Here is a 20,884-nt window from a genome sequence, read left to right as displayed (position 1 = left end):
CCGTATACTCATTGTTTAAAATGAATTTTGCGAACAGTTGTTTTTCACTTACTAAAAGACTAATTATTTTTTGGGTGCAGGTGTCAATGGATATGATACCTATTGGTTCTTTTTGATTTTGCGAAACTAAGCGGGTTGTGCGGGAGACTTGGGTTCGCATTGAATTATAGGATAAGAGGCTCTTCATAATCTATTATCGTCGCGACACCGAAGTTCTTTATCTTCTTTATTGAATCTTCGTCAAGTATATATATTCGAAGGCTATCTGTTTTTTGATCAATGATAGAAACAATTTTATTTTCAAATGTTAAATATAAAGCCTTATCCATTTTACATTCGAAAACGGAATGTTGCACTCGCTGACCATAACTTTCACAATGCTTTGCAACTTTGCGAAGTCTTCGTTTACCTTCTTTTGTCAAAGTCTCAACATCATAACAAACGAGAATAAACATGATTTACCTCCATATATAAGGTGCGTATAACGGCATTTCACCGCGAATGTTTCTCGCCAAAATTCTTGCTTGCAATAAAAACAATTCTCCGATTCTGCATTTTTGTTCTAAAAGATAGTGAGTAACCTCTTCTTGCTTTCGATTATGATAAGCGGTTAATAATGCTTTTCTCCCATCATCGGTGAGAGTATACACAGAACCAGTCTTCTCTATAATATCACTTGCTTGAATTTGTTTTCGATTAATCAAAGTCAAAACAAACCTATCTGCAAAAGGACGAAACTCTTCCATCAAATCCAGCGCCAGCGAAGGACGACCAGGACGTTCTTCATGTAAGAAACAAATAAAAGGATCTAATCCGACTGCCTGACACGCGGAAATGCAATCATTGCTAAGCAGTGAATAAGTAAAGGATAACAACGCATTAATCCTACTTTTAGGAGGACGCTTCATGCGTTTGGTAAATTCAAAATCTTTTTTTTGCTGAACAATACAATGATCGAAAACAGAAAAATAGGATTTAGCAGAATTTCCTTCGTAGCCTCTCGCACTCTCTACAGAGCTAGCTTGTTCGAGAGAAGTTAAATTTCTTTCTAAATCTAAAACTACATTTCTGATTTCCTTTTCTTTTGTTTCGTCTTTCAAATCTCTTGCAGAGCGCAGTAAATTCAATCTGGAGTTCTGAATCTTTCCCGCAATGATAGACTTAGCAATCTTCAATTTCTCAGCGTCCATTTCCGATTTTTTGAATTGTGCTTTTCTAAGTAGCACATTACCAGAATTAGCTCCTTCTAGTCTTCCCATGAACTTGCCCCTCGCCGTTAGGTAAGAAACAAAGATTCCACGTTCAAGGCATTTCCGCAATAAGGATGGGCTAATGCTGCATATACCGAAGATTATAATTCCCTGTAAATGATGAATTGGCAATTCCATAATTGTCTCATACTTTCGCTCTACTTTGATTTTCTCTAATTCATGGTGTAAATAGAGACCTTCTTGAGTGATATACAAAATATTTAATTTAACTTCAGCCATTGAAATCCACCGGTTTAAAAATTGAATCTTGTGTTTTTGGTTCTTTGATCTTAGGAAGACAAAATTGATAAAGGCTACAATTATCACATAACCGCTTGGAATACAGTGCTCTTGGTAAAATATTATTCACCAGATTATGACGAATTTCCTCTACAGCGCGTAATGTTTTTTCTCTAAGCGGATTATCGATAGTAAACTCATGGCGTTTCTTAGATTGAATATGATAAATGGCACCAATCTTAATTTCAACATCCAACATCTCTTCTAAACAGATTGCAATGGCACAGACTTGTGACTCTTGGTTTTCCCAAGAAGAAATTTTACCATTCTTATAATCAATCGGTAATGGCGGTGCATTCAGGGGAAACTCTATAATATCCGCTATTCCACTGAGTCCATACTTCTCGCTAAAGACTCGGTAAGAAGTTTCTTTCTTGATACCGTGATCGGTGTAACTTTTTTCGTCGTCTACAAATTGATGTCCAATATTTCCAGAAGTCGTGAGCACATTATCACTAAACACACCTTCTGTGTGGATAAGAGCATTCTGCCTCGGACAATACAAATGATGACTAATTGCCGAGATGGGAATTATTTCTGATTCAGACCAATTATAATCGTTATTCACCTTTTAACTTTTCCCAAATATATAGAACAAAACTTGCGATTCCTGTCACTATGATAATTATATCAGCATAAACTTTGGTTTCATTATTCAAACTTATATAAGCGACAACCAATCCCAAAAGAATAGCAATCAGTAATCTCAGTAAAATTTCACTTCTATCGGTTTTCATGCGAATGTTTATCTAGTTCATTCTTTACGATTTTTGTTATCCATCGCTTTAAAAGAGTTAAGAAAATAAAAAATAAAAATGAGCTAATTCCCCAAGTCAATAAGAATCTTTCTATATCCATAGTTTGTCGTCTCCTCGTTTAATTTTATAATATTATATTTTATCTGTCAATTGCTAAATGCTTATTTTGGTGTGATTAATAAATTGAATTCACTAAGACGTTTGTAGATTTATATTTAAATTCTCTTGCACTTTTCCACTGTGAAGCCCAGCTTTTTTTCCAGCTTGTTTTAATACTAAGCAAAGCTCTCTTAGTTGCGAAAGCTTTTCTATTCGCATTGTGACTGCGCTTGGAATCATACCTATTTTATCCATTTGACTGTAGCCTCTCAATGTCTTCTTGATCTACTTTGCTATTTGCCATTCCACCACACACCGCACAATCAATCCTTTCCTCTTCCAATACTTTTATAATTATTTTAAATTCCTGTAATAAATTTAGCATACCTAACTCCTTTACTTTTGCAAGGTTCAAACATTTTTGTTATCAATCAAACCTAATTCTAGTGCTTTTTCTTTCGATAACTTTGTCATTATATACTTTAGAACTATTGGAAAATCCTTTTTATAATAATCCGTTATATCTACACCGAAGACTCTTTTACATTTTCGAATGATCCATTTACGCTGGTGAATTGCTTTTTGCTCCTGAATCTCTTCTTTAAACTCTGTTTTTCTTCCATCAGGGTAGCACATTCGCCAACGCCTCTTAAATAAATAATGCCCTGCCTTTTTTCCTTTGCCAATAGAATCATCTATATCGTTTTCAGTAAAATCATAAATTCTGGATTCATCTGTAACTAACGCTTCTGGATGTCCTAATATCCTATCTAAAAAAATAGTAAGAAGTTTTTCAACAAACAATAACTGTTCTTGTGGGGCTAATTCGATGTTAGGTTTCATACTATGTTAATTAATGTTTGATAATTCATAAAAGTAATTCCAACCAAAATTCCTTCTTCATTGTATCGCCAAAGACTTCCATCCTCTTGCGGCAATGTTTTTACTGCATTCTGTGGTTTTTCAAAGCTTACATACATTACATCCGCTTCTTTGTCATAATCAAACGATTCTATAGGAATAAATCTCTTTGCTGCATGAAGATAGTCTTCTTCGGAGTCGTCAATGATTCGGAGCATTCCTGTTTTTTCGGTTTTGGAAGAAGGAATTACTTCATAGATTTTATATTTTGTAAGTGAAACAGGATAATCAGAATTATCCATACAAATTACATATTTATTATTTAATTCCATAACTCTTTTTTAGTTTATCAATATTTTCTTTCGGCATTTTACTTCCCATTCTATAAATAGCTTCTATCATTGAATTGCTCTTAGCTTGTTCAGTTTTTTTCTTGCGAGTTCTTAATTTAGTTAAACCTCTATCCTTTGCGGCTAAAGACAATTCTTCTAACTTTGAATTAAACCATTCCCGAATACACTCAATAGAACAAAAGTTATATTCAAATTGTCCGAGGATATGATTTTTCTTATCCGTTACTTCTAAAAATACAGATGATTCTATCGCACCGTGTTCATTTTTCTGCGGTAAATATTCATGCCAAATTAAATTTAGAAATGGTAATAAACTGTTATCACTGGAATATTTACTATCACCAATTTTTACCATAGAGCCACCATTTAGAACAATAAAATTTCCATTCGAAAGTTTACATTTACACTGAGGACAATAGCTAAAAGCTTTTTGTTTATTTGAAAGTTTTTGTTTACTCATGGCTTTTCCTTCCTTACATATCTTTTAAATAAATTTTAATAGTCAATTTGAGCCAGCTATTCACTTGCTCTTTGTGAATAAGTCTACCGAAAATGAATTTGCCTGCATCCATAAGCCTTGCAATGACTTCATTCTTGTCTCGAGGAACATAGCCTAGTTTATTTCCTTTTGAATCAAAGATTAGAATGGCGAGAGAATCATGTTGATTATCCGCTTGCCGCATTAGTTTTAGAAATTCATCTTTCTCTAAGGATTTTTCAATTTCATCTAAGTTAAGATAACTAGTTCCGGCGATATGAGATTCAATTAGAAAAATTTCTTTGATACTAGGAAGAGGCAAACCGTCCTTAAATGACTTCGCTAGTATATGTAGTGTTTGCGGATCAAAGTTAGATAGTTCATTCATAGGTTTTCGGGATGCTCCTGCATTAAGCCATAGAGTTGAAAAAGAATGTCTTTGTATATTTTCTCATACTGCGGCAGCAGAGATTCAATTTCTTTTGTTTTATTTTGATAAAGTCCACTTTCTCTTTTTATCCATTCCGGATCGTCTAATTCTCTTTCGAGGTCGAGTGGAAAACTTTTCTTAACCTCATCCACTGACTTTGTGAGAATTTGAAATTGATTCCATAGTTTATCTTTCTTTTTTGTTAAAACTTCTAAACTAGAAATTTCTGATATGAGTTCTTCACTACCAGCTAGAATTTCTAAATTCAATAACCCTTCTAAATCCAAATTTTTATACGCATCTTGCACTCGATTCCAGAGGATTTTTTGATTTTCCGTTATGTTTTTATTTAGATCGGGATGCAATATACGAACTAACTTGCGGTATATCTCCTGTAGCCTAATAGAATCGTCGGGCTTAAGGAAATCAAACGTTGTCTGTCTCGCAACACGAATATCTTTTTCGAGTTTTGAAATCTGACTAATCCACTCCTGAAATTCCGCATATAAACTAGATTCGATTTCATTCATATTCACTTGTCGATTCTGATTAATATGCATCTGTAAAAGTTCAATCTTTCTTTTCAATTTCAAAAAATACAAATGCATATTCATATAAGCCAAAATTGTGTGCCCTAATTCTAAATTGAATTTAATCAAGAGTAGCGGTTTCAATTGATTCTCCAATCGATCCTTCTCTTCCCAAAGAATTGAATACTCTTTTCGAATCGCCTCTATCTCTAACACTAATTTAGTATACAACGGTGAAATTTCTATCTCGTTATTCATGATTTCCTTATAAATAAACTATAAAAGCTTACATAGCTTCGCCCCATCACTCCCAAATTACACACTGGATTCTCATGTTTTACAATGATTATCCGCAAATAAACCTCATCGAAATACTGCATTATCGTATACGGGCAGAAATTATTCTGCCCCTACGTGTTCTAAAAATTACATTTATAAACGTAGGGGTTGAATAATTTCAACCCGCTAATACGACGAAACCCACTATTTCGCATTTATTTTTCCATCTATATGATTATCTATTTTTTTCATTACATAAATGAACCATATAACGAAAAAATAAATGAAAGCCATATAAGTAAAGGACTCTTAAATTCCTCGCCCCAAACAAAAAGAAGGCTACATACAATTAGCCCCGGTGTCATTAATGCAAAAAAATAAAGTATATTAAGAAGATATACTAAAAATAATACAACCAGAAGTGGACAAGCAATCAGCAGTAATATGTATATCATTTTAATATTCTCTTTTCCTTCTGCTCCTTTTTTCGATATTCTCACTCATTCGATTATCTATCTTTTTCATCACATATAAAATCCATAGCACAAGACTTATGAATGCAATCCATTTCAGTAGATTACTTTTTAGCTCCTCGCCCAAAACAAAAAGTAAGGTACTTACAATTACTCCTGGAATCGCTAATATAATCATTCCGCCTGCATAAATAATAATTGTAAAAACGAAGCCAACCAAAAGTGGACCAAACAAAACAATTAGTAGAAATATCATTTTTATTTATCTAGCATTTGAAAACTGATGAGTATTATCATAATTAGCCTTTAAAGCCCAATCCGGCATTCACCGGAATGGGGGAAATTGTTTTTAGTATTCAATCAATTCTATTTTGGCGAATTGGTTACCTGCGCCTAATTTTGATTTGTCGATGAGGACTTCATAGTCCTTCTATTTGTTCGCATTCCAATCCATCTAGACTACCAACCTTTATATCATAAGTTTGCGGATCAACGCTTAATAATCTATGAACTTTTGCAGTTGAATACTGACCATTATTGTTATTGTGTTTCCACCAAAGTAATTTTACAACTTCCATACTTCCAGCAGGACGAGCAGATGATTCATCATTCAAAAAAAGAGTTCTTAGTGCTTCTTTGATCGCATTCGCATCAGTATCCGAAAAGCCAGTAAGAGATGCGAGTTGAGGATTCATACTTCCATAAAAAGCATACACACCGAAGTCAACTCTATGTTTTGTTCCCATTGTATCGGAGCCTCTTTTACTCCCGTCACCTTCACCACTAACGCTTTTAGTAATTTGTTCGCTTGTTATACTAACAGGATTTATACTAAATGCAGGATGTATGGACACCGGACCGCGAATACCAACCGATACACCTTTTGAGTCTTTACCTTCTGCTTTTGTATCATTACCAGACTCTTGTCCTTTCGGTTTCTTTTCTTTCTTTTCTCCTTCAAATGCAAAAACTTGACCAAACGCTCTTACATCAATCCACTGTTTACAGGCATCTTCTCTTAATTTCTTTTCATCTTTTAAGGTTTCTTTCTTTAAGACACCTTCTGCTCGTTGCCTTAAACTTCGATAATCATCTTTTCTCTTATCATCTGATTGAACAAAGATATCAAAGCCGTTATCTATTAGCCGATTGCGAATCTTCCTTTTAACGCAAACATCTGATAATTCTCCAAGACCATCGTAGTTTGTTCTTGGTCTATTTCCATTTAATGGATCACCATTTGGATTTGCATTTTTTACTTTAACGACAACCGCAAAATCAATTTTATTTTTTAAACTTTCCATGTTTAACTCTCCTATTTTTTTTATGAATTACTATTCTCACTGACTTGTGCATCATCAGTATTTGAATCATCTACCTTATAAGTATTTAACTCTTTCCGTTGGCAATGATACCCTAATAAAAACTCACCAGATAATCTGTTATTATTTAGATAATCATTTGAATTGAACAACCCCATGATTTCATCGATTTGATTCTGAAAAAAGTTAGCTCCGCCTAATCTAGCTTTATATGGGGACAATGATAATTCGATATTTTTCCAAGTTTCAAATGGTTGTTCTGAAAAACGCTGCATTAATCTTGCTGCACTTGTTTCTCTTTTTTCTCCAGCTTTGTATAAAGCCAATCCTTCTATTCGATCAGCTATCGCTAGTAAACGACCATATAAATAATCCCGCGTGTTTCGATCTTTTTCAAGACTCATTTTGTATCCTCTCTCTCTATAAAAATTTTTAAAAATAGAACATGTAATTCCAAGTGCTTTATCCCATTGCCAAATCTCTTCAAACGAAATGCGATTGCTAACTCTTCGCACGCAGGATTGAACAATATCGAATGGAATTTTGTTTCCATCAATGATACAGGGTATAATTCTTTCAATAGTCGCTTTAATTACTTTCGATTTGCCTTCACCCTCTTTAAGCATCCCATAAACTATTAAAGCAATATCTTTGGGAGATGGTGCCCCTATAAATCTAATCTGCTTTTTTGTTTTAAAATCTTGTCCATAATTTTGTATCCAGGCAGATGAAGAGTGCCATGTTTGAATTCTTTCCAGAAATTCTGAACCGGTTAATTCTCGATAAAATATTATTGCTAATCGTCCTGGTGATGCAGAATCCAAACCAATAACATTTATACTTTCTGTTACTCCTAGTTTAACAGTATACCCTGCCATTAACTTATTAAAATTTGTGGCAAATACTTGAGCTGTGTTTGCCGCAGAAATACTTTCAGTATTCATCTCTTCATCAGGAAACAAACCGAGAGTATCTGAATACGGATCTGGAATTTGTTTGCCTGAAACTGCCCACGCAACAAAGACTTGATTTCCATCTCCATTAATGTAACCTTGCTTATTAATTAGCCATTGTAGCGCATTATGTGCTTTTTGCGTAACTTCAAAACTTAGGTTGAAAGCTTGGCTTGAATTTGAAAATCTACCAAGAAAAGTAAATCCACTGTCATCATTGGATGAAATTAACCGAGCAGAATCTCCATCATTTCGAATTTTTGATGGATGTCTATCTGCACTAAAATCAATTTTTCCGGAAACATAACATAATGACTGATTTGATTTTGTTGATTTATAATAGTTAATCCAACTTTCCCATATTTTTTTATTTAACCATACTTTTGTTTCTGGATTGCCTTTCAATAATCGAACTTCCCATCTTACAAAGGCTTCCGCTTGCCATGCTTCATTTTGAAATAGGGTAAATAATTCAGGTTTTTCTTTTTGTTCACCAGACCATTTTTTTATGAGCTTATCTTTATTATCCGTGTACAATATTTTTGCATTAACTAAATCCCCAATAACGGTTCCTTTAGATATATACTGATAAACCGCTTGAATATATTCATTCGCATACTTAGAGTTAACCCACTTCGAAAGTAATTCTTTGTAACTAGAATGGTAATGTTTTTTATCACCTCCATATTCTAAGTAATCTTTTGCGACATATTGTAATTTATCGCAGAGTGGATACGGGGCTTCTCCGTTTGCTCTTCCCATGGAGAGTTCAGTGCAAGGAATGATAGTACGAGATTCTTTTTTAGGAACTACTAACGCATTTACGAATTTTCCTTCTGAATCTAAAATAATTTGTAATTGGGCTTTTTGTGTTGTATGACAAATAGGTAGCAAAGGCTTGCTATCATTTGGATCGCCTACACTAGTTTGGCATTGTTCATACGTATCGTATAATTTTTGAATCCAACTCATTCTATTAAACCCTCCTCATCTAAGCCAATCGATTTCGGAGGATTAGCCGCCATACTCTTAACTTTTTTTCTAATCTCACATTTTTCAGGTCTAGGGAATTCAACATAACCGTTGTTCATTTTTGACCACCAAAATCTTGCATGAAGTTCATTGACTCCAAGTTCATCTGGATAATCAAACCCATGAAACATGAGTCCATAAGCAATTTCTTCGCTTTCATCAAAATGACTCTTTCCATCTCCAAATTTACAAGGTTCAACATAAGCCTGACATTCTCTTGTTCCTAAAAAAATATCTCTTCTTCCACCTCTTTCAATCATTCGTTTCGCGACTTCAAAATGTTTTCCATCAATTCTATCATTTTTCATATCTTCTCGTTTTAGATTCCATTCAAAATGAGCCTCGACCTGATATTCAACATCCGCTAAATAGCTATAAATGGATAGATCGTGAAATGATTTTTCTTTCATAGTATCAGGGCTTTTTTTGCTAGGATAAATTCCTGCAAAATTAACAGGCTTAATAGATTTCGATTGAGTTTTGATTCTATTCATAACTCTCACTTTATCAATATACCAAATGAAAGTTGGTTTCCAATAAACAGAACTTAGCACGCCTTTTAATGCTTCGTATGTTGGGAGATGATAACTACATTTTTCACCTCCAACTCTAGTAAGCGGGTCAGTGAAAAGCGCAAACTTACCATATACCTTAAAATTAATTTTATTTTCCATCATTGTCTAATTTTTCCTTTTTATGCTATATTTACTGTAGGTAGCGTTACCCGCTCTGTGCTTAATCCGAATTTATCGCTATAATATTCTTCTAATAAATAATAAATCCCTGTTCCTTCTTGAACTTCATAAATTGCCTTTTTGTCTTTTAGTTTTTTAAAATCAGTTGAAAAAACATTCACTGAATATCTTTGTGCTTCTCGAAGTAATTTATATTGTTTTTCAATTTCTTCTGCAGAACAGAATTCAAGTATAAGTTTTTTTCCGATTTCTCCATAAGGAACTATAATTCCTTGTGTCGGAGAATCTATCGCCTTAAATGCCTTAGCCGCTGTCATGAACGATTGTCTAAAATATATTTCAGGAGATTCCTTATTGATACGTTTATATTCGTCAGCAGAAAAGAAATTTTCAGATAATAACTCTAATAGGCTATCATCTCGACCAACTATACTTTTTGAATTGACAGGATATTTCATTTCGGATGCCCTATCAAAAAAATAATATTGAAAATATCTTTCAATCGTTTTGGGACTTAATATATCATTATCAAAGATTATTGGATCATTTTTATATTCATCTAAAACGCGATCTGCAATTTCTTTTCCAACTTTAATATCTTTTAATTTATCAATATTTTCTTCACTTGGATTTACGATGTAAACTAATCCGATTTCTCTAAGACCATTTCTGTTGCATCTTCCTGCGGCTTGTGCAATGGAATCAAGTCCGGCAGTAAATCGAATCACGGAACCAAAATCAACATCGACACCAGCTTCTATTAATTGAGTACTAATACAAATAATTGGTTTTGGATTATTTACATCTAAACTCTTTCGAATTTCATTCAAGACTTTCAATCTATGCGTAGGACACATACTTGTGCTAAGGTGATATATCTCACATTGTTTTGAGATTGAAATTAAATCGTAAAGAATCCGTGCACTTTTTTTTGTATTTACGATTAAAAGAACACTTCCTAAATTTTTATTTTCAGAAAGCTGTCTATTTAATTCTTTTTTTGCTAGATCAGAAATTTCTTCATAAGACCAACCACCTGTTTTACGTTGGTCAATGACTTCGACTCTTTTTAATTCTTTAAATAGATTTTGTTTATCAGGCATCATCTCGTTATCCGCAAATACTTTCAATGCACCAAGTTGCTTTGATACTTTATGTAAAATAGGCTGAGTTGCAGAACTTAACACAACGGTTGCTCCACAATTCTTTACTAAAAAATTAATAGCGTTATTGAACATATGAATACATCTAATAGGTAATGCCTGTACTTCATCGAAAATTATTATAGAATTTGCAAATTGGTGCATTCTTCGCGCTCCACGCGTTCCTGAGTCAAAGAGAGTTTCTAGAAATTGCACATTCGTCGTAAATATTATTGGAGAATCCCAATTTTCTGAAAGAATCTTTTGTTTCCATGTCGCTTCATCTTCGCTTAAATTCGAATGATGTTCTAGAATTATATCTGTTGTATAAGAATCGTCGCTCTTTTTGTTTTCCATGAATTTTCTTAGTTCTTCTGCATTTTGATCGATGATTGACGTAAATGGAATTATATAAAAAATTCTATCCATTTGATGCTTTTCCGCATGATGAAGCGCGAAACGTAAACTTGCCAATGTTTTTCCGCCACCAGTAGGAACGGTTAATGTAAATATACCTCTCTCTTTTTCAGAAAATGATTTACAATGATTTGATATTTCATTTCTAACCTTATCTACTTGATTTCTAACTTTGAATTCTAGAAGTCTGCCTTCTAATTTTCTAATCAATTCATTCCAAGGTTTATAATTACTGTTATTTCGTAACTTTGCGGAAATTGGATTTTCAAAGTCTGCTGTGTCCAGACGGTCTGCATCAATTAGACAACTAAATAGCATTCTAATTAATAATCCTTGTTTAAAAAAAGTTGTAGTTCTAGAATTCTCTTCTTTGTCATGCACATTTATTAAAATGGTTTTTAAATCGTATAAAATTGTCGGAGAGGATAATATTGTATTTACTTCATTAAAAATACCATTATCTTTTTTTCCTAATACTTCATTCAAATGAGTTTTTGAATCTGCTTTACTCATTCTTCGTAAAAATAAATTCTCCCCCTCCGGTGAAAGACAATCAATTAATCCAGAATGATGCGACGCAATACACAAAGCCAAAATTTGTCCAATTAACTTTCCCTCTGGTCCTTTATCAGCGAAAGCTTGGAAAACAAATTGTGCCCCTGCTGTAGAATGATCTATTTTTCCCTTCATTCCTTTTGAATTAACATAATCATCCTCATCCTGATTAATTATACCTACTGCGGATTTTAAATAATTTTGGAATTCATCCGAAAACTTGCCAATGTCATGTAATACTCCAATTAACTTACCATAATCACCTAGACCAATTTTATTGGCAAAGCCGTATGTTTTATCTCCAACTCCATGGAGATGTTCATATAGGTATTGTTTGCTATTATTTTTCCGCACATGCGCTATAGCAAAATAATCATCTAGATTATATTTCTTATTCATTCTTTCTCCTCACATGCGCTAAAAACTCACTCATCCTCTAACTCCCCCAACACAAAACCCTGCCGTAAAACGGGTTGAAAGTATTCAACCCCTACATTCAAAATTAAAAAGTCAAAATTAAACATTAAAACCCATTCCTCGTTAACCATTCACAATTCACCATTATCCTCTCCGTTCTTCCTCTATTTCTCGAAGAAATTCTTTAATCTCGCGATCTTCTTCATCAGAGGGAATAAAATAGATTACTCCAAACTTGCGAGGTTTAGGTTTCCAGTTAGGGTCAATGGATAAAAACATCTCATTTAGTTCTTCTTCTGTTTTATGCGGGGCGGTGAAAGAAGTAGAGGGCGATGGTAATTGTTTTCCGCTTTGAAGTAGAGAATCTAATTTTAATTGCACTTTCTCTCGAATAAGTGTTATAACATCTTTCTCGGTTTTGGCAATGGCGATACAGCCTTCAATATCTGGCGTATATGCACCAAAGGAGTCGATTCCTTCCTTCATTAAAATTAAATATAGGTTCATATTTATTTCTCTCACTTCCTTTCAGAAGCAGGTTGAAAGTTTTCAACCCCTACATTCATAATTAAAAATTCAAAATTCATAATTAAAACCCATTCCTAATTCCGCATTAACCATTAACCATTAACCATTAACCATTAACCATTAACCATTAACCATTAACCATTAACCATTAACCATTAACCATTAACCATTAACCATTAACCAAGGAAACAATAGCCTAAATTCCGAGTCAAATTAAAAACACAACCAGAGACAAAACAATTAAAAACTCTATAGCCGATAGCAATAGTGCTGCTTAATGCAATCATCCTGTTAATCTTGTGAATCCTGTCTAAAAACTCCCTAATTTCTGCTTATATTTACCATAATAAGAGGAGGAACGGACAAAATAGATAGGAAATGGAAAAAAAGCTAAATCGAACCCAAAAAAAGAAGAACATAGAGAAAGGCATACAAAGAAACAGTCAAGCCTTCGTGCCCTTTGTGAAAACCCTTGTGTCCTTTGTGTTAAAAAACTTCCCTCGCTATGTTGTGAATGGAAAGTAGAATTACCAAGCTTATCGTAATGCATACAAAGCCTGTCGTTGATCTAATTGAACTCATCGTAATGCATACAAAGCCCATCGTTGAATCTAACTGAACTCATCGTAATACTTACAAAGCCCATCGTTGAATCTAACTGAACTCATCGTAATACTTACAAAGCCCATCGTTGAATCTAACTGAACTCATCGTAATACTTACAAAGCCCATCGTTATTCTAATCAAGCTTATCGTAATGCTTACAATGACCATCGTTGTATCTAACTGAACTCATCGTAATACTTACAATGCCCGTCGTTATTCTAATCAAGCTTATCGTAATGCTTACAATGACCATCTTTATATCTAACTGAACTCATCGTAATGTGTTCTAAGACCATCGTTGAATCCAATTGAACTCATCGTAATGCTTACAATGACCATCTTTATATCTAACTGAACTCATCGTAATGTGTTCTAAGACCATCGTTGTATCTAACTGAACTCATTGTAATACTTTCTAAAACCATCGTTATGTTATTCATTAGCCTCATTATTTAAGCGCATAACTTCGTCTTACCTTATTTTTCTAAATATTTACGTGTAATTAATCTGTTAATATCCCTATTTATATAGTAAAATATTGCATAGATGTAAAAAAATTTCATTTTTTTAAATAATATGTCACTTCTACTACTCGCATACCGTCTAAAGTTATAAGTAGCTAATGAAATCCGCGGATAGAGTTAGTTATATTTTATTACGGAGAATTGTCAGTATGGCAAATCACAGAAAAATCCTTTCCAAAGAATTGGAGGATAAAGCAGCAAACTTAGGAACAATCCTGAAAGAGCGAAAGATTGCGCTCGACGGGGTTACGGGCGAGTCTATTTTAGCGGACATCGAAAACATCCGAATTCAGGCTGAGGAGATACGAAAAAAGGAACAAGAGATTCTTGATTCCAAAGAGCAACTCAAAACCAGACGGGAGAATCTATCCGTCACATTTCGAAACGTGAAAGGCTACCTTTTCGCTCGTTCCAAAGACGAGCCTGAACTCAAAGGCTTGATCTCTTCGATCAAAATCACCAAAAAGCGCAAGAAGAAAGACGAACCGCAACCTGCCACAGCTTAGCGATTCAATAGATTTTTACCACGAAGCGATTGAAGGGCACGAAGCCATTGTTAAAAGCGGCAAAGCAATTCAAACTTCGTGACCTTCGCGCTCTTCGTGGTAATATCTATTTCTTCTCTTTTGATTTGGCGCTTATTTTTAAGAATGGATTTAAAAAATGAATACTTAGAATCTGATTCTCATAAAGATCAAGGTTTTCAACCAAATCATCAATTAGCGTGAAATTTCCAGATTGAAATTTTTGATGAATGAATTGCTCAAACGATTTCTGTTTTCCATACTCTTGTATAAAGCTTTGAATATCTGGAGATTTTTTATTTAAAACTGTTTCTGCTATTTCACTAACAGTAAAAACAAAACTAGATTCTATTTTTATATGAAGAGAACTTTCAATTTCCTGTTTGATGGAATTTGTGAAAACCGTTCTGTCTTTATCATCGTAAATTGCAAAGGAGTAAATTCCAATTGTATCAGGGTTTAGCAAATCCAATTTATTTCTTATGATATTTTCGTTTATGAGGACGGGATCTTCCCATGAATGAATTAGTGTTTTTTCCAGATCTAAAAATACTGTAGTCATCGTATATCCTGATAAATTAAATCTTCGACGGTATGGTAGTTACTAAATGGCAGAAATACCTGCTCAACAGGAACTACTGGCAATCCTAAGAAATATGGCATTTTTTTTTTTGTTTTCCCCCCCCCTTTTGGGCAATTTCTTTTCGTGCCACATATTTAATCGGTTCCAGAATGCCATTAGACCGAATCGATGTCAACAACTCTTGATAATGTTCAGTTTCCTTTATGCCATGTGTGATTTCAAGATTTTCAGGGTTCAAGAATTGCACTTATTATCCATCCACTTCCTTTATTCATTTAGACTCGTTTATCGGTTTCCGTTAGGTAATTTGCAGCGAACCCCTCTTCATTCAAAATTAACCATTAATAATTAACCATTAACCATTAATAATTAACCATTTTCCTTTTCCCCTGTCTAATAAAAAGACTGCAATTGTAACTATAAATGTTTCACATTAAATAATTTCCCTGTTTATGAAATTATTTCTTGCTAATTTTCTCATGAAACATATGTTAAATTGTACAAGTCTGAAGAGCAATCTTACTAAAAGGATCAAATATGGTAGAATTTACAAAGAGGGCAAAAAGAGTAATCAATGAGATGGCCGGCGAAGAAGCCAAGCGAATGGGTCATGATTTCGTAGGTCCTGAGCATATATTTCTCGGACTTCTGCGAGAAGAAGACTCTGTAGCAGTCAAGATTCTCATTAACCTAAATATCAATCTAAACGAACTCAAGCGCGAAGTCGAAAAAAAATCTAGAGAAGACAACCTACTTTTAGATTTACCTACTAGCCAGGATCGTTACCAACGAATCGTAGAATCTTCCAAAGAAGAAGCCAAACGCATGAAGCACAACTATGTTGGAACCGAGCATATTCTACTCGCTCTCCTTCGAGACAACAACAACATCGCCTCTGCCGTTCTCTCTACTTTCGGTGTCAATTATAACGTAATCAAAAGCGAAATCCTTAGACTTCTCGGAGTTCCTCCTGTCGGAACAGTCGGAGTAAGCTCAGGTCAACAACAACCAGGTCAACAATCCGGACAGCAACAACAACGAGGAGGAGAAAAAAGCAAAACTCCAATCCTCGATGAATTTGCCAGAGACTTAACCCAATTAGCCCGCGACAAAAAGCTAGACCCAGTCATCGGTCGTGCAAAAGAAATCGAGCGCGTAATCCAAATTCTCTCCCGCAAAACAAAAAACAACCCCGTTCTCATCGGAGAATCAGGAGTTGGTAAAACTGCCATCGTAGAAGGATTAGCCATTGCCATCATCGACAAAACAGTTCCCGAATTATTATACGACAAGCGTGTTCTTTCTCTAGACCTCGCAGGATTAATCGCAGGCACTAAGTATCGCGGTGAATTCGAAGAGCGTTTAAAGAAAATCATGAAAGAAATCACCTCCTCTACTAGCATCATTATTTTCATCGATGAATTACATACTCTCATCGGTGCAGGGGCTGCAGAAGGTGCAGTGGATGCGGCTAATATTCTTAAGCCTGCACTCGCCCGTGGAGAATTACAATGCATTGGCGCAACTACAAACACTGAGTATCGCAAATACATTGAAAAAGACTCTGCTTTAGAAAGACGTTTCCAAACTGTCAAAGTAGCAGAGCCTTCTGTAGACGATGCCATCAAGATTCTTGACGGTCTCAAAAAAGCTTACGAATCTCACCACAAAGTTCGCTACACTGCAAAAGCTCTCGAGCAAGCAGTTAAGCTTTCTCACCGTTATATCAATGACCGATATCTCCCAGACAAAGCAATTGACATCATTGACGAAGCTGGCTCAAAGGCTCGCCTCGCGAATTGTGGAAGACCTGATAGTATCAAAGAAGCAGAAGAAGAAATACGCGTATTATCCGCTAAAAAAGAAGAGCTAGTTCGCTCACAAGAATACGAAAAAGCAGCCGGAATCCGTGACGAAGTTAATCGCAAAAAGCAAATCGTAGAAGACATGATTCGCGCTTGGCAAGAAAGACTTGAGACTCAAGCTGTCACCATTGATGAAGATCAGATACTCTCTGTTGTTTCCATCTGGACTGGAATTCCACTTGAAAAAATGGAAGAGTCCGAGAACGAAAAATTAGTCAACATGGACAAGACTCTACGCGAAAGAGTGGTTGGTCAAGACGGTGCAATCGAAACTATCTCCAGAGCCGTTAGACGCTCTAGGACAGGATTTAAAAACGAGAAGCGTCCTACTGGCTCTTTCATTTTCCTGGGACCTACTGGTGTAGGTAAAACAGAATTAGCCAAAGCACTTGCAATCTTCTTATTTGGAAAAGAAGACCATATCCTCCGAATCGATATGTCGGAATACATGGAGCCACATGCAGTATCTAGACTCATCGGAGCACCTCCCGGATACGTAGGATATGATGATGGTGGGCAGCTAACAGAGTTTGTCCGTCGCAAACCCTACTCTGTTATTCTTCTAGATGAAATCGAAAAAGCGCATCATGATTTGTTTAATATTTTACTTCAAATTATGGAAGAAGGAAATCTAACTGATACCAAAGGAAGAAAAGTAAACTTCCGAGATACCATCTTGATTATGACTTCTAATATTGGAGCGAAAGAAATTCAAAAAGGGGGACGCGTTGGTTTTGAGGACTACGATGGAGACAAAGACAAAGCCAAATCGGAATTAGCCCGTGACGAGCTAAAAAAATACTTCAACCCTGAATTCCTAAACCGCGTAGACGAGGTCATTTACTTCCAACCTCTCAAGCAAGAAGAAATCGTTAAGATAGTTAGCATCATGCTAAAGGATTTTAACGAAAGACTCTTTGAGAAAAAAATCATGATCTCCATGACACAAGAGGCAAAAGAATACATGGCAGAGATTGGCTATGACTCAGCGTTTGGAGCTAGACCACTTAGAAGAATTTTCCAAAAAGAATTGGAAGACTATATGGCAACACAGCTTTTATCCGGTGCTTACAAAATGCCAACGATTATCAAGGTAGACGCAAAGGAAAAGAAATTTACCTTTGATGAACAATCCTGGGAAGACTATGGCTTAGAAGTGAAAGCCCTCGAAGCAAGTAAGGCAGCGGAAGCTAAAGAAGTGGTCAAGACGAATTGATCAATTTCTTAATTCCAGTCTTAGTAGTCATGACCTACTTTCTGGTTCGAAAGCTATGGTTCGAGTGGAGAAAAACTCGAATCGTAGCTTCCATAGAAAAGATTAGCCTTGGAGTCATTGAACCTAACATCGTATTGCCCGAAGTTTCCATTCGATACAAGTATTATTATGGCGAAGGTGTTTACTATGGAACTGGTTTTTTACTCCTCCAAGATTTTCTATTTCCGTATGACTATAGAGCCGGGTTTACCGAAGAAGGAATGCCCTATATCACTGTAGGCGAAAAAAGCTTTTTATCAGAAGAGCATATTGAAACATTTCTAATGAATCAGCATGAGCTTGTATCAATCTTCATTGATCCAGTGGAACCATTTCAATCTGAATTAGAAACAATCTTCACCGAATCCATCGGTGTCGAAGAATTGAAATAAAAAATTCATTCCCTATTTAACCAAATCTCAAAACATGTCACAAAAGGCATACAATCCATGAAATCTTTTCTACTACTATTATTTTTAACTCTATCTGCTTTACAATCACAGGAAATGAATTACGAAAGAGCGCTGGCTGAATACAAGGCAGCGGCTTATCAAGATTCTCTCCAAACTATTCGAGAAATATTCAAAGTCGAAAAACCCCGTTACGAATTACACTACTTAGCCGCATTCAATTACTGGAATCTCAAAGAATGGAAATCTGCTGTGAATCATTTTCAAGCGGCTATTAAATTTAAACCGGAAGATACTAACGCCTATATTGACATCATCAAACTCTACTCCTCCGCGCAACTCAACAAGCAAGGACTTGAACTATGCGAAGACGCAATTAAAAAGTTCCCCCATGAGCCTAAGTTCAAATTCCAACAAGTTGCCCTCTTATTAAAATTCGGAAGAATTGATGTATCCTTAGAAATCATTGAAAAATTAAAACAAACTCTTCCCGACGACTACAGACCATTAGCCCTTGAATCCAATATCTACTACATGAAGCGCGATTTTGAAAAAGCGGAAATTAGTTTGAAATGGGCATCTGCCCTTGCTCCGAACAATGCAAATCTAAAAAACAACCTCGCTCTTATCTACGAACAAATGGCTTTCCAAAGTCTAAAAGTAAATGATAAAGCAAAGGCAAAGATTAACTTAGAGCTTGCAAAATCCCAAATTGATTCTGCTGTCTCTACTTCCCCAAGCAATGTATTCTTAGAAAATCAAAAACGAATCACCAATTCCTTTTCGGCTCTTTAATGGAAAATACAGTTAGCTTTCACACCTTAGGTTGTAGACTAAATATTTTTGAAACAGATGGTCTTGCCAATTCCTTTTCTAAACTCGGAATTAAGATTGTCAAAGAAACTGAAAAACCTGAAATCGTAGTCATTAACACCTGCACTGTTACCAACAGAGCCGACTCAAAGAATAGAAACGTCATACGAAATGCTATCAAAAATAATCCTGGCTCTCAAATCTGGGTTACTGGCTGTTATGCCGAAACAGACAAAGAAGTCATCGAAAAAATTCCAGGCGTCACTGGAGTTGTGGGTAATACCGAGAAATCAAAGCTTCCCTATTTAATCTTAGAGCATAAAGGATCAATCCTTGAATCCAATGTTCATACTGATCGATTCTCTTATTCGGATGTATTACCACAAAACCATACTCGCGCTTATTTAAAAATTCAAGATGGATGCAACCGTGCCTGCTCTTATTGTAAAATTCCACAGGCAAGAGGAAAAGGCGTTAGTCGTAAAATAGAAGATGTATTAGACCAGGTAAAATTTCTACAGGACAACGGCGTAGGCGAAATCATATTAACCGGCGTAAATCTCGGATGGTTTAGAGATGAATCCAATACTAAAAATTTCAATGCACTGCTTCGACGAATACTAGATACTCTTGAGTATTCGCGGCTGAGACTTTCTTCGATAGAGCCATCCGACGTAGGACATGAACTCGCAGAAATTACTCTTCATCCTAGATTTTGTAATTACCTCCATGTTCCTATGCAAAGTGGAAGCAGTAGGATTTTGAAACTAATGAAGCGTAGCTACACAGCCGAAACCTTTCACAAAAGAATTGCAACCGTAAAAGAAAAAAATCCAAATCTATTTATTGGAACGGATATTATAACTGGATTTCCGGGCGAGACCGAAGCGGATTTTAAAGATTCAATGAAACTCGCAAGTGATTTAGAAATCGCCAAGATTCACGCTTTTCCTTATTCCTCAAGAAAAGGAACGTTAGCCGAAACTCTAAAAGACGATGTTCCCAAAGAAGAAAAAAAAGAAAGAGTCAAACAACTAAACGAACTCTCTCGCGAACGATATAAGAATTTTGGAATGGCTAGATTCGGTAAAATCAGAGAAGGCATCCTCGAAAATGATGGAACCTGTTTGACAGACGACTATTTAAAAGTTCGCTTCGATACTGATATAAAACATTTTGCTACAGGACAATTCTTAAACATAAGACTGGACTCTTACCACGAACCAACAACCGAACTAAAAGAAGGTCACTTCTTAGGCTCGGTTGCTTAGATTTGCCACTGAGGCACAAAGACACGGAGAGAGGAATTTTTTACTGTCATTTCGAACTCTATACTCGATAGTTTGCGTAGCATACAATCAGAATTTTCGTGAGAAATCTATTTTACTTAAAACCTTTCGTATTAAGCTTGATAGACCTCTCACGATGAGGC

General features: G+C 35.3%; 22 protein-coding genes. 5 read left to right on the top strand and 17 right to left on the bottom strand.

Annotation, left to right across the window (positions count from 1 at the left end; genetic code table 11):
- Positions 1-164: 164 nt before the first annotated feature.
- The 16 genes from cas2 to IPH52_14815 form a co-directional block, all read right to left on the bottom strand.
- On the bottom strand, positions 165-455 hold the full coding sequence (cas2, locus tag IPH52_14890) for a CRISPR-associated endonuclease Cas2 (protein MBK7056304.1): 291 nt from the start codon (positions 453-455) through the stop codon (positions 165-167).
- Between the two features lie 3 nt (positions 456-458).
- Positions 459-1,490, bottom strand: a complete 1,032-nt coding sequence (cas1c, locus tag IPH52_14885) for a type I-C CRISPR-associated endonuclease Cas1 (protein MBK7056303.1) — start codon at positions 1,488-1,490, stop codon at positions 459-461.
- A complete protein-coding gene (cas4, locus tag IPH52_14880; protein ID MBK7056302.1) occupies positions 1,483-2,118 on the bottom strand; it encodes a CRISPR-associated protein Cas4 in 636 nt (211 codons plus the stop codon). Before cas4 ends, cas1c begins: the two co-directional genes overlap by 8 nt.
- A gap of 382 nt (positions 2,119-2,500) precedes the next feature.
- Entirely contained in the window at positions 2,501-2,662 is a 162-nt protein-coding gene (locus tag IPH52_14875) for a hypothetical protein (GenBank protein ID MBK7056301.1), read from the bottom strand.
- Positions 2,655-2,792 carry a hypothetical protein gene (locus tag IPH52_14870; protein MBK7056300.1) on the bottom strand — a complete coding sequence of 46 codons (138 nt, stop codon included), beginning with the start codon at positions 2,790-2,792 and terminating at the stop codon, positions 2,655-2,657. Before IPH52_14870 ends, IPH52_14875 begins: the two co-directional genes overlap by 8 nt.
- Positions 2,793-2,818: 26 nt before the next feature.
- Entirely contained in the window at positions 2,819-3,250 is a 432-nt protein-coding gene (locus IPH52_14865) for a hypothetical protein (GenBank protein ID MBK7056299.1), read from the bottom strand.
- Positions 3,247-3,600, bottom strand: coding sequence for a DUF2283 domain-containing protein (locus IPH52_14860; GenBank protein ID MBK7056298.1), 354 nt, complete (start codon positions 3,598-3,600; stop codon positions 3,247-3,249). Before IPH52_14860 ends, IPH52_14865 begins: the two co-directional genes overlap by 4 nt.
- Complete coding sequence (locus IPH52_14855) at positions 3,587-4,081, bottom strand: hypothetical protein (GenBank protein MBK7056297.1); 495 nt, start codon at positions 4,079-4,081, stop codon at positions 3,587-3,589. The genes IPH52_14860 and IPH52_14855 overlap by 14 nt, the downstream gene beginning before the upstream one ends.
- Before the next feature lie 13 nt (positions 4,082-4,094).
- A complete protein-coding gene (locus IPH52_14850) occupies positions 4,095-4,487 on the bottom strand; it encodes an HIRAN domain-containing protein (protein MBK7056296.1) in 393 nt (130 codons plus the stop codon).
- Positions 4,484-5,317, bottom strand: coding sequence for a hypothetical protein (locus tag IPH52_14845; GenBank protein MBK7056295.1), 834 nt, complete (start codon positions 5,315-5,317; stop codon positions 4,484-4,486). The genes IPH52_14850 and IPH52_14845 overlap by 4 nt, the downstream gene beginning before the upstream one ends.
- Before the next feature lie 477 nt (positions 5,318-5,794).
- The gene (locus IPH52_14840) at positions 5,795-6,067 is read right to left on the bottom strand and encodes a hypothetical protein (protein MBK7056294.1); all 273 of its coding nucleotides are present in this window, start codon (positions 6,065-6,067) and stop codon (positions 5,795-5,797) included.
- A 163-nt stretch (positions 6,068-6,230) separates the two neighbouring features.
- On the bottom strand, positions 6,231-7,115 hold the full coding sequence (gene cas7c / locus IPH52_14835) for a type I-C CRISPR-associated protein Cas7/Csd2 (GenBank protein ID MBK7056293.1): 885 nt from the start codon (positions 7,113-7,115) through the stop codon (positions 6,231-6,233).
- 20 nt (positions 7,116-7,135) lie between these two features.
- Positions 7,136-9,058 carry a type I-C CRISPR-associated protein Cas8c/Csd1 gene (gene cas8c / locus IPH52_14830; protein ID MBK7056292.1) on the bottom strand — a complete coding sequence of 641 codons (1,923 nt, stop codon included), beginning with the start codon at positions 9,056-9,058 and terminating at the stop codon, positions 7,136-7,138.
- Positions 9,055-9,792, bottom strand: coding sequence for a type I-C CRISPR-associated protein Cas5 (gene cas5c, locus IPH52_14825; GenBank protein MBK7056291.1), 738 nt, complete (start codon positions 9,790-9,792; stop codon positions 9,055-9,057). The genes cas8c and cas5c overlap by 4 nt, the downstream gene beginning before the upstream one ends.
- A gap of 20 nt (positions 9,793-9,812) precedes the next feature.
- Positions 9,813-12,326 carry a CRISPR-associated helicase Cas3' gene (cas3, locus tag IPH52_14820; GenBank protein MBK7056290.1) on the bottom strand — a complete coding sequence of 838 codons (2,514 nt, stop codon included), beginning with the start codon at positions 12,324-12,326 and terminating at the stop codon, positions 9,813-9,815.
- A gap of 162 nt (positions 12,327-12,488) precedes the next feature.
- Entirely contained in the window at positions 12,489-12,851 is a 363-nt protein-coding gene (locus tag IPH52_14815) for a type II toxin-antitoxin system HicB family antitoxin (protein MBK7056289.1), read from the bottom strand.
- Between the two features lie 1,300 nt (positions 12,852-14,151).
- Here IPH52_14815 and IPH52_14810 point away from each other — a divergent pair.
- Positions 14,152-14,508, top strand: coding sequence for a hypothetical protein (locus IPH52_14810; protein MBK7056288.1), 357 nt, complete (start codon positions 14,152-14,154; stop codon positions 14,506-14,508).
- A 106-nt stretch (positions 14,509-14,614) separates the two neighbouring features.
- Here IPH52_14810 and IPH52_14805 read toward each other — a convergent pair whose 3' ends face one another.
- Entirely contained in the window at positions 14,615-15,088 is a 474-nt protein-coding gene (locus tag IPH52_14805; GenBank protein ID MBK7056287.1) for a hypothetical protein, read from the bottom strand.
- 558 nt (positions 15,089-15,646) lie between these two features.
- Between IPH52_14805 and IPH52_14800 the strand changes: the two genes are divergently transcribed.
- Genes IPH52_14800 through mtaB form a run of 4 tightly spaced genes read left to right on the top strand, consistent with a single transcriptional unit; the run spans position 15,647 to position 20,723 of the window.
- Positions 15,647-18,190, top strand: a complete 2,544-nt coding sequence (locus IPH52_14800) for an ATP-dependent Clp protease ATP-binding subunit (GenBank protein ID MBK7056286.1) — start codon at positions 15,647-15,649, stop codon at positions 18,188-18,190.
- On the top strand, positions 18,187-18,621 hold the full coding sequence (locus IPH52_14795) for a hypothetical protein (GenBank protein ID MBK7056285.1): 435 nt from the start codon (positions 18,187-18,189) through the stop codon (positions 18,619-18,621). Before IPH52_14800 ends, IPH52_14795 begins: the two co-directional genes overlap by 4 nt.
- A gap of 57 nt (positions 18,622-18,678) precedes the next feature.
- A complete protein-coding gene (locus IPH52_14790) occupies positions 18,679-19,434 on the top strand; it encodes a hypothetical protein (GenBank protein ID MBK7056284.1) in 756 nt (251 codons plus the stop codon).
- The gene (gene mtaB / locus IPH52_14785) at positions 19,434-20,723 is read left to right on the top strand and encodes a tRNA (N(6)-L-threonylcarbamoyladenosine(37)-C(2))-methylthiotransferase MtaB (protein ID MBK7056283.1); all 1,290 of its coding nucleotides are present in this window, start codon (positions 19,434-19,436) and stop codon (positions 20,721-20,723) included. The genes IPH52_14790 and mtaB overlap by 1 nt, the downstream gene beginning before the upstream one ends.
- Positions 20,724-20,884 lie beyond the last annotated feature (161 nt).

The organism is Leptospiraceae bacterium, from assembly GCA_016708435.1.
GTDB lineage: Bacteria > Spirochaetota > Leptospiria > Leptospirales > Leptospiraceae > UBA2033.
The sequence above is the reverse complement of the archived record's forward strand: the minus strand, read 5'-3'. Positions and strand labels throughout refer to the sequence as shown.

Excerpts from the sequence above, each read along its gene's own strand:
- cas2 (MBK7056304.1), bottom strand. The coding sequence starts at position 455 with ATGTTTATTCTCGTTTGTTATGATGTTGAGACTTTGACAAAAGAAGGT.
- cas1c (MBK7056303.1), bottom strand. The coding sequence starts at position 1,490 with ATGGCTGAAGTTAAATTAAATATTTTGTATATCACTCAAGAAGGTCTC.
- IPH52_14875 (MBK7056301.1), bottom strand. The coding sequence starts at position 2,662 with ATGGATAAAATAGGTATGATTCCAAGCGCAGTCACAATGCGAATAGAA.
- IPH52_14870 (MBK7056300.1), bottom strand. The coding sequence starts at position 2,792 with ATGCTAAATTTATTACAGGAATTTAAAATAATTATAAAAGTATTGGAA.
- IPH52_14865 (MBK7056299.1), bottom strand. The coding sequence starts at position 3,250 with ATGAAACCTAACATCGAATTAGCCCCACAAGAACAGTTATTGTTTGTT.
- IPH52_14860 (MBK7056298.1), bottom strand. The coding sequence starts at position 3,600 with ATGGAATTAAATAATAAATATGTAATTTGTATGGATAATTCTGATTAT.
- IPH52_14855 (MBK7056297.1), bottom strand. The coding sequence starts at position 4,081 with ATGAGTAAACAAAAACTTTCAAATAAACAAAAAGCTTTTAGCTATTGT.
- IPH52_14850 (MBK7056296.1), bottom strand. The coding sequence starts at position 4,487 with ATGAATGAACTATCTAACTTTGATCCGCAAACACTACATATACTAGCG.
- IPH52_14845 (MBK7056295.1), bottom strand. The coding sequence starts at position 5,317 with ATGAATAACGAGATAGAAATTTCACCGTTGTATACTAAATTAGTGTTA.
- IPH52_14840 (MBK7056294.1), bottom strand. The coding sequence starts at position 6,067 with ATGATATTTCTACTAATTGTTTTGTTTGGTCCACTTTTGGTTGGCTTC.
- cas7c (MBK7056293.1), bottom strand. The coding sequence starts at position 7,115 with ATGGAAAGTTTAAAAAATAAAATTGATTTTGCGGTTGTCGTTAAAGTA.
- cas8c (MBK7056292.1), bottom strand. The coding sequence starts at position 9,058 with ATGAGTTGGATTCAAAAATTATACGATACGTATGAACAATGCCAAACT.
- cas5c (MBK7056291.1), bottom strand. The coding sequence starts at position 9,792 with ATGGAAAATAAAATTAATTTTAAGGTATATGGTAAGTTTGCGCTTTTC.
- cas3 (MBK7056290.1), bottom strand. The coding sequence starts at position 12,326 with ATGAATAAGAAATATAATCTAGATGATTATTTTGCTATAGCGCATGTG.
- IPH52_14815 (MBK7056289.1), bottom strand. The coding sequence starts at position 12,851 with ATGAACCTATATTTAATTTTAATGAAGGAAGGAATCGACTCCTTTGGT.
- IPH52_14810 (MBK7056288.1), top strand. The coding sequence starts at position 14,152 with ATGGCAAATCACAGAAAAATCCTTTCCAAAGAATTGGAGGATAAAGCA.
- IPH52_14805 (MBK7056287.1), bottom strand. The coding sequence starts at position 15,088 with ATGACTACAGTATTTTTAGATCTGGAAAAAACACTAATTCATTCATGG.
- IPH52_14800 (MBK7056286.1), top strand. The coding sequence starts at position 15,647 with ATGGTAGAATTTACAAAGAGGGCAAAAAGAGTAATCAATGAGATGGCC.
- IPH52_14790 (MBK7056284.1), top strand. The coding sequence starts at position 18,679 with ATGAAATCTTTTCTACTACTATTATTTTTAACTCTATCTGCTTTACAA.
- mtaB (MBK7056283.1), top strand. The coding sequence starts at position 19,434 with ATGGAAAATACAGTTAGCTTTCACACCTTAGGTTGTAGACTAAATATT.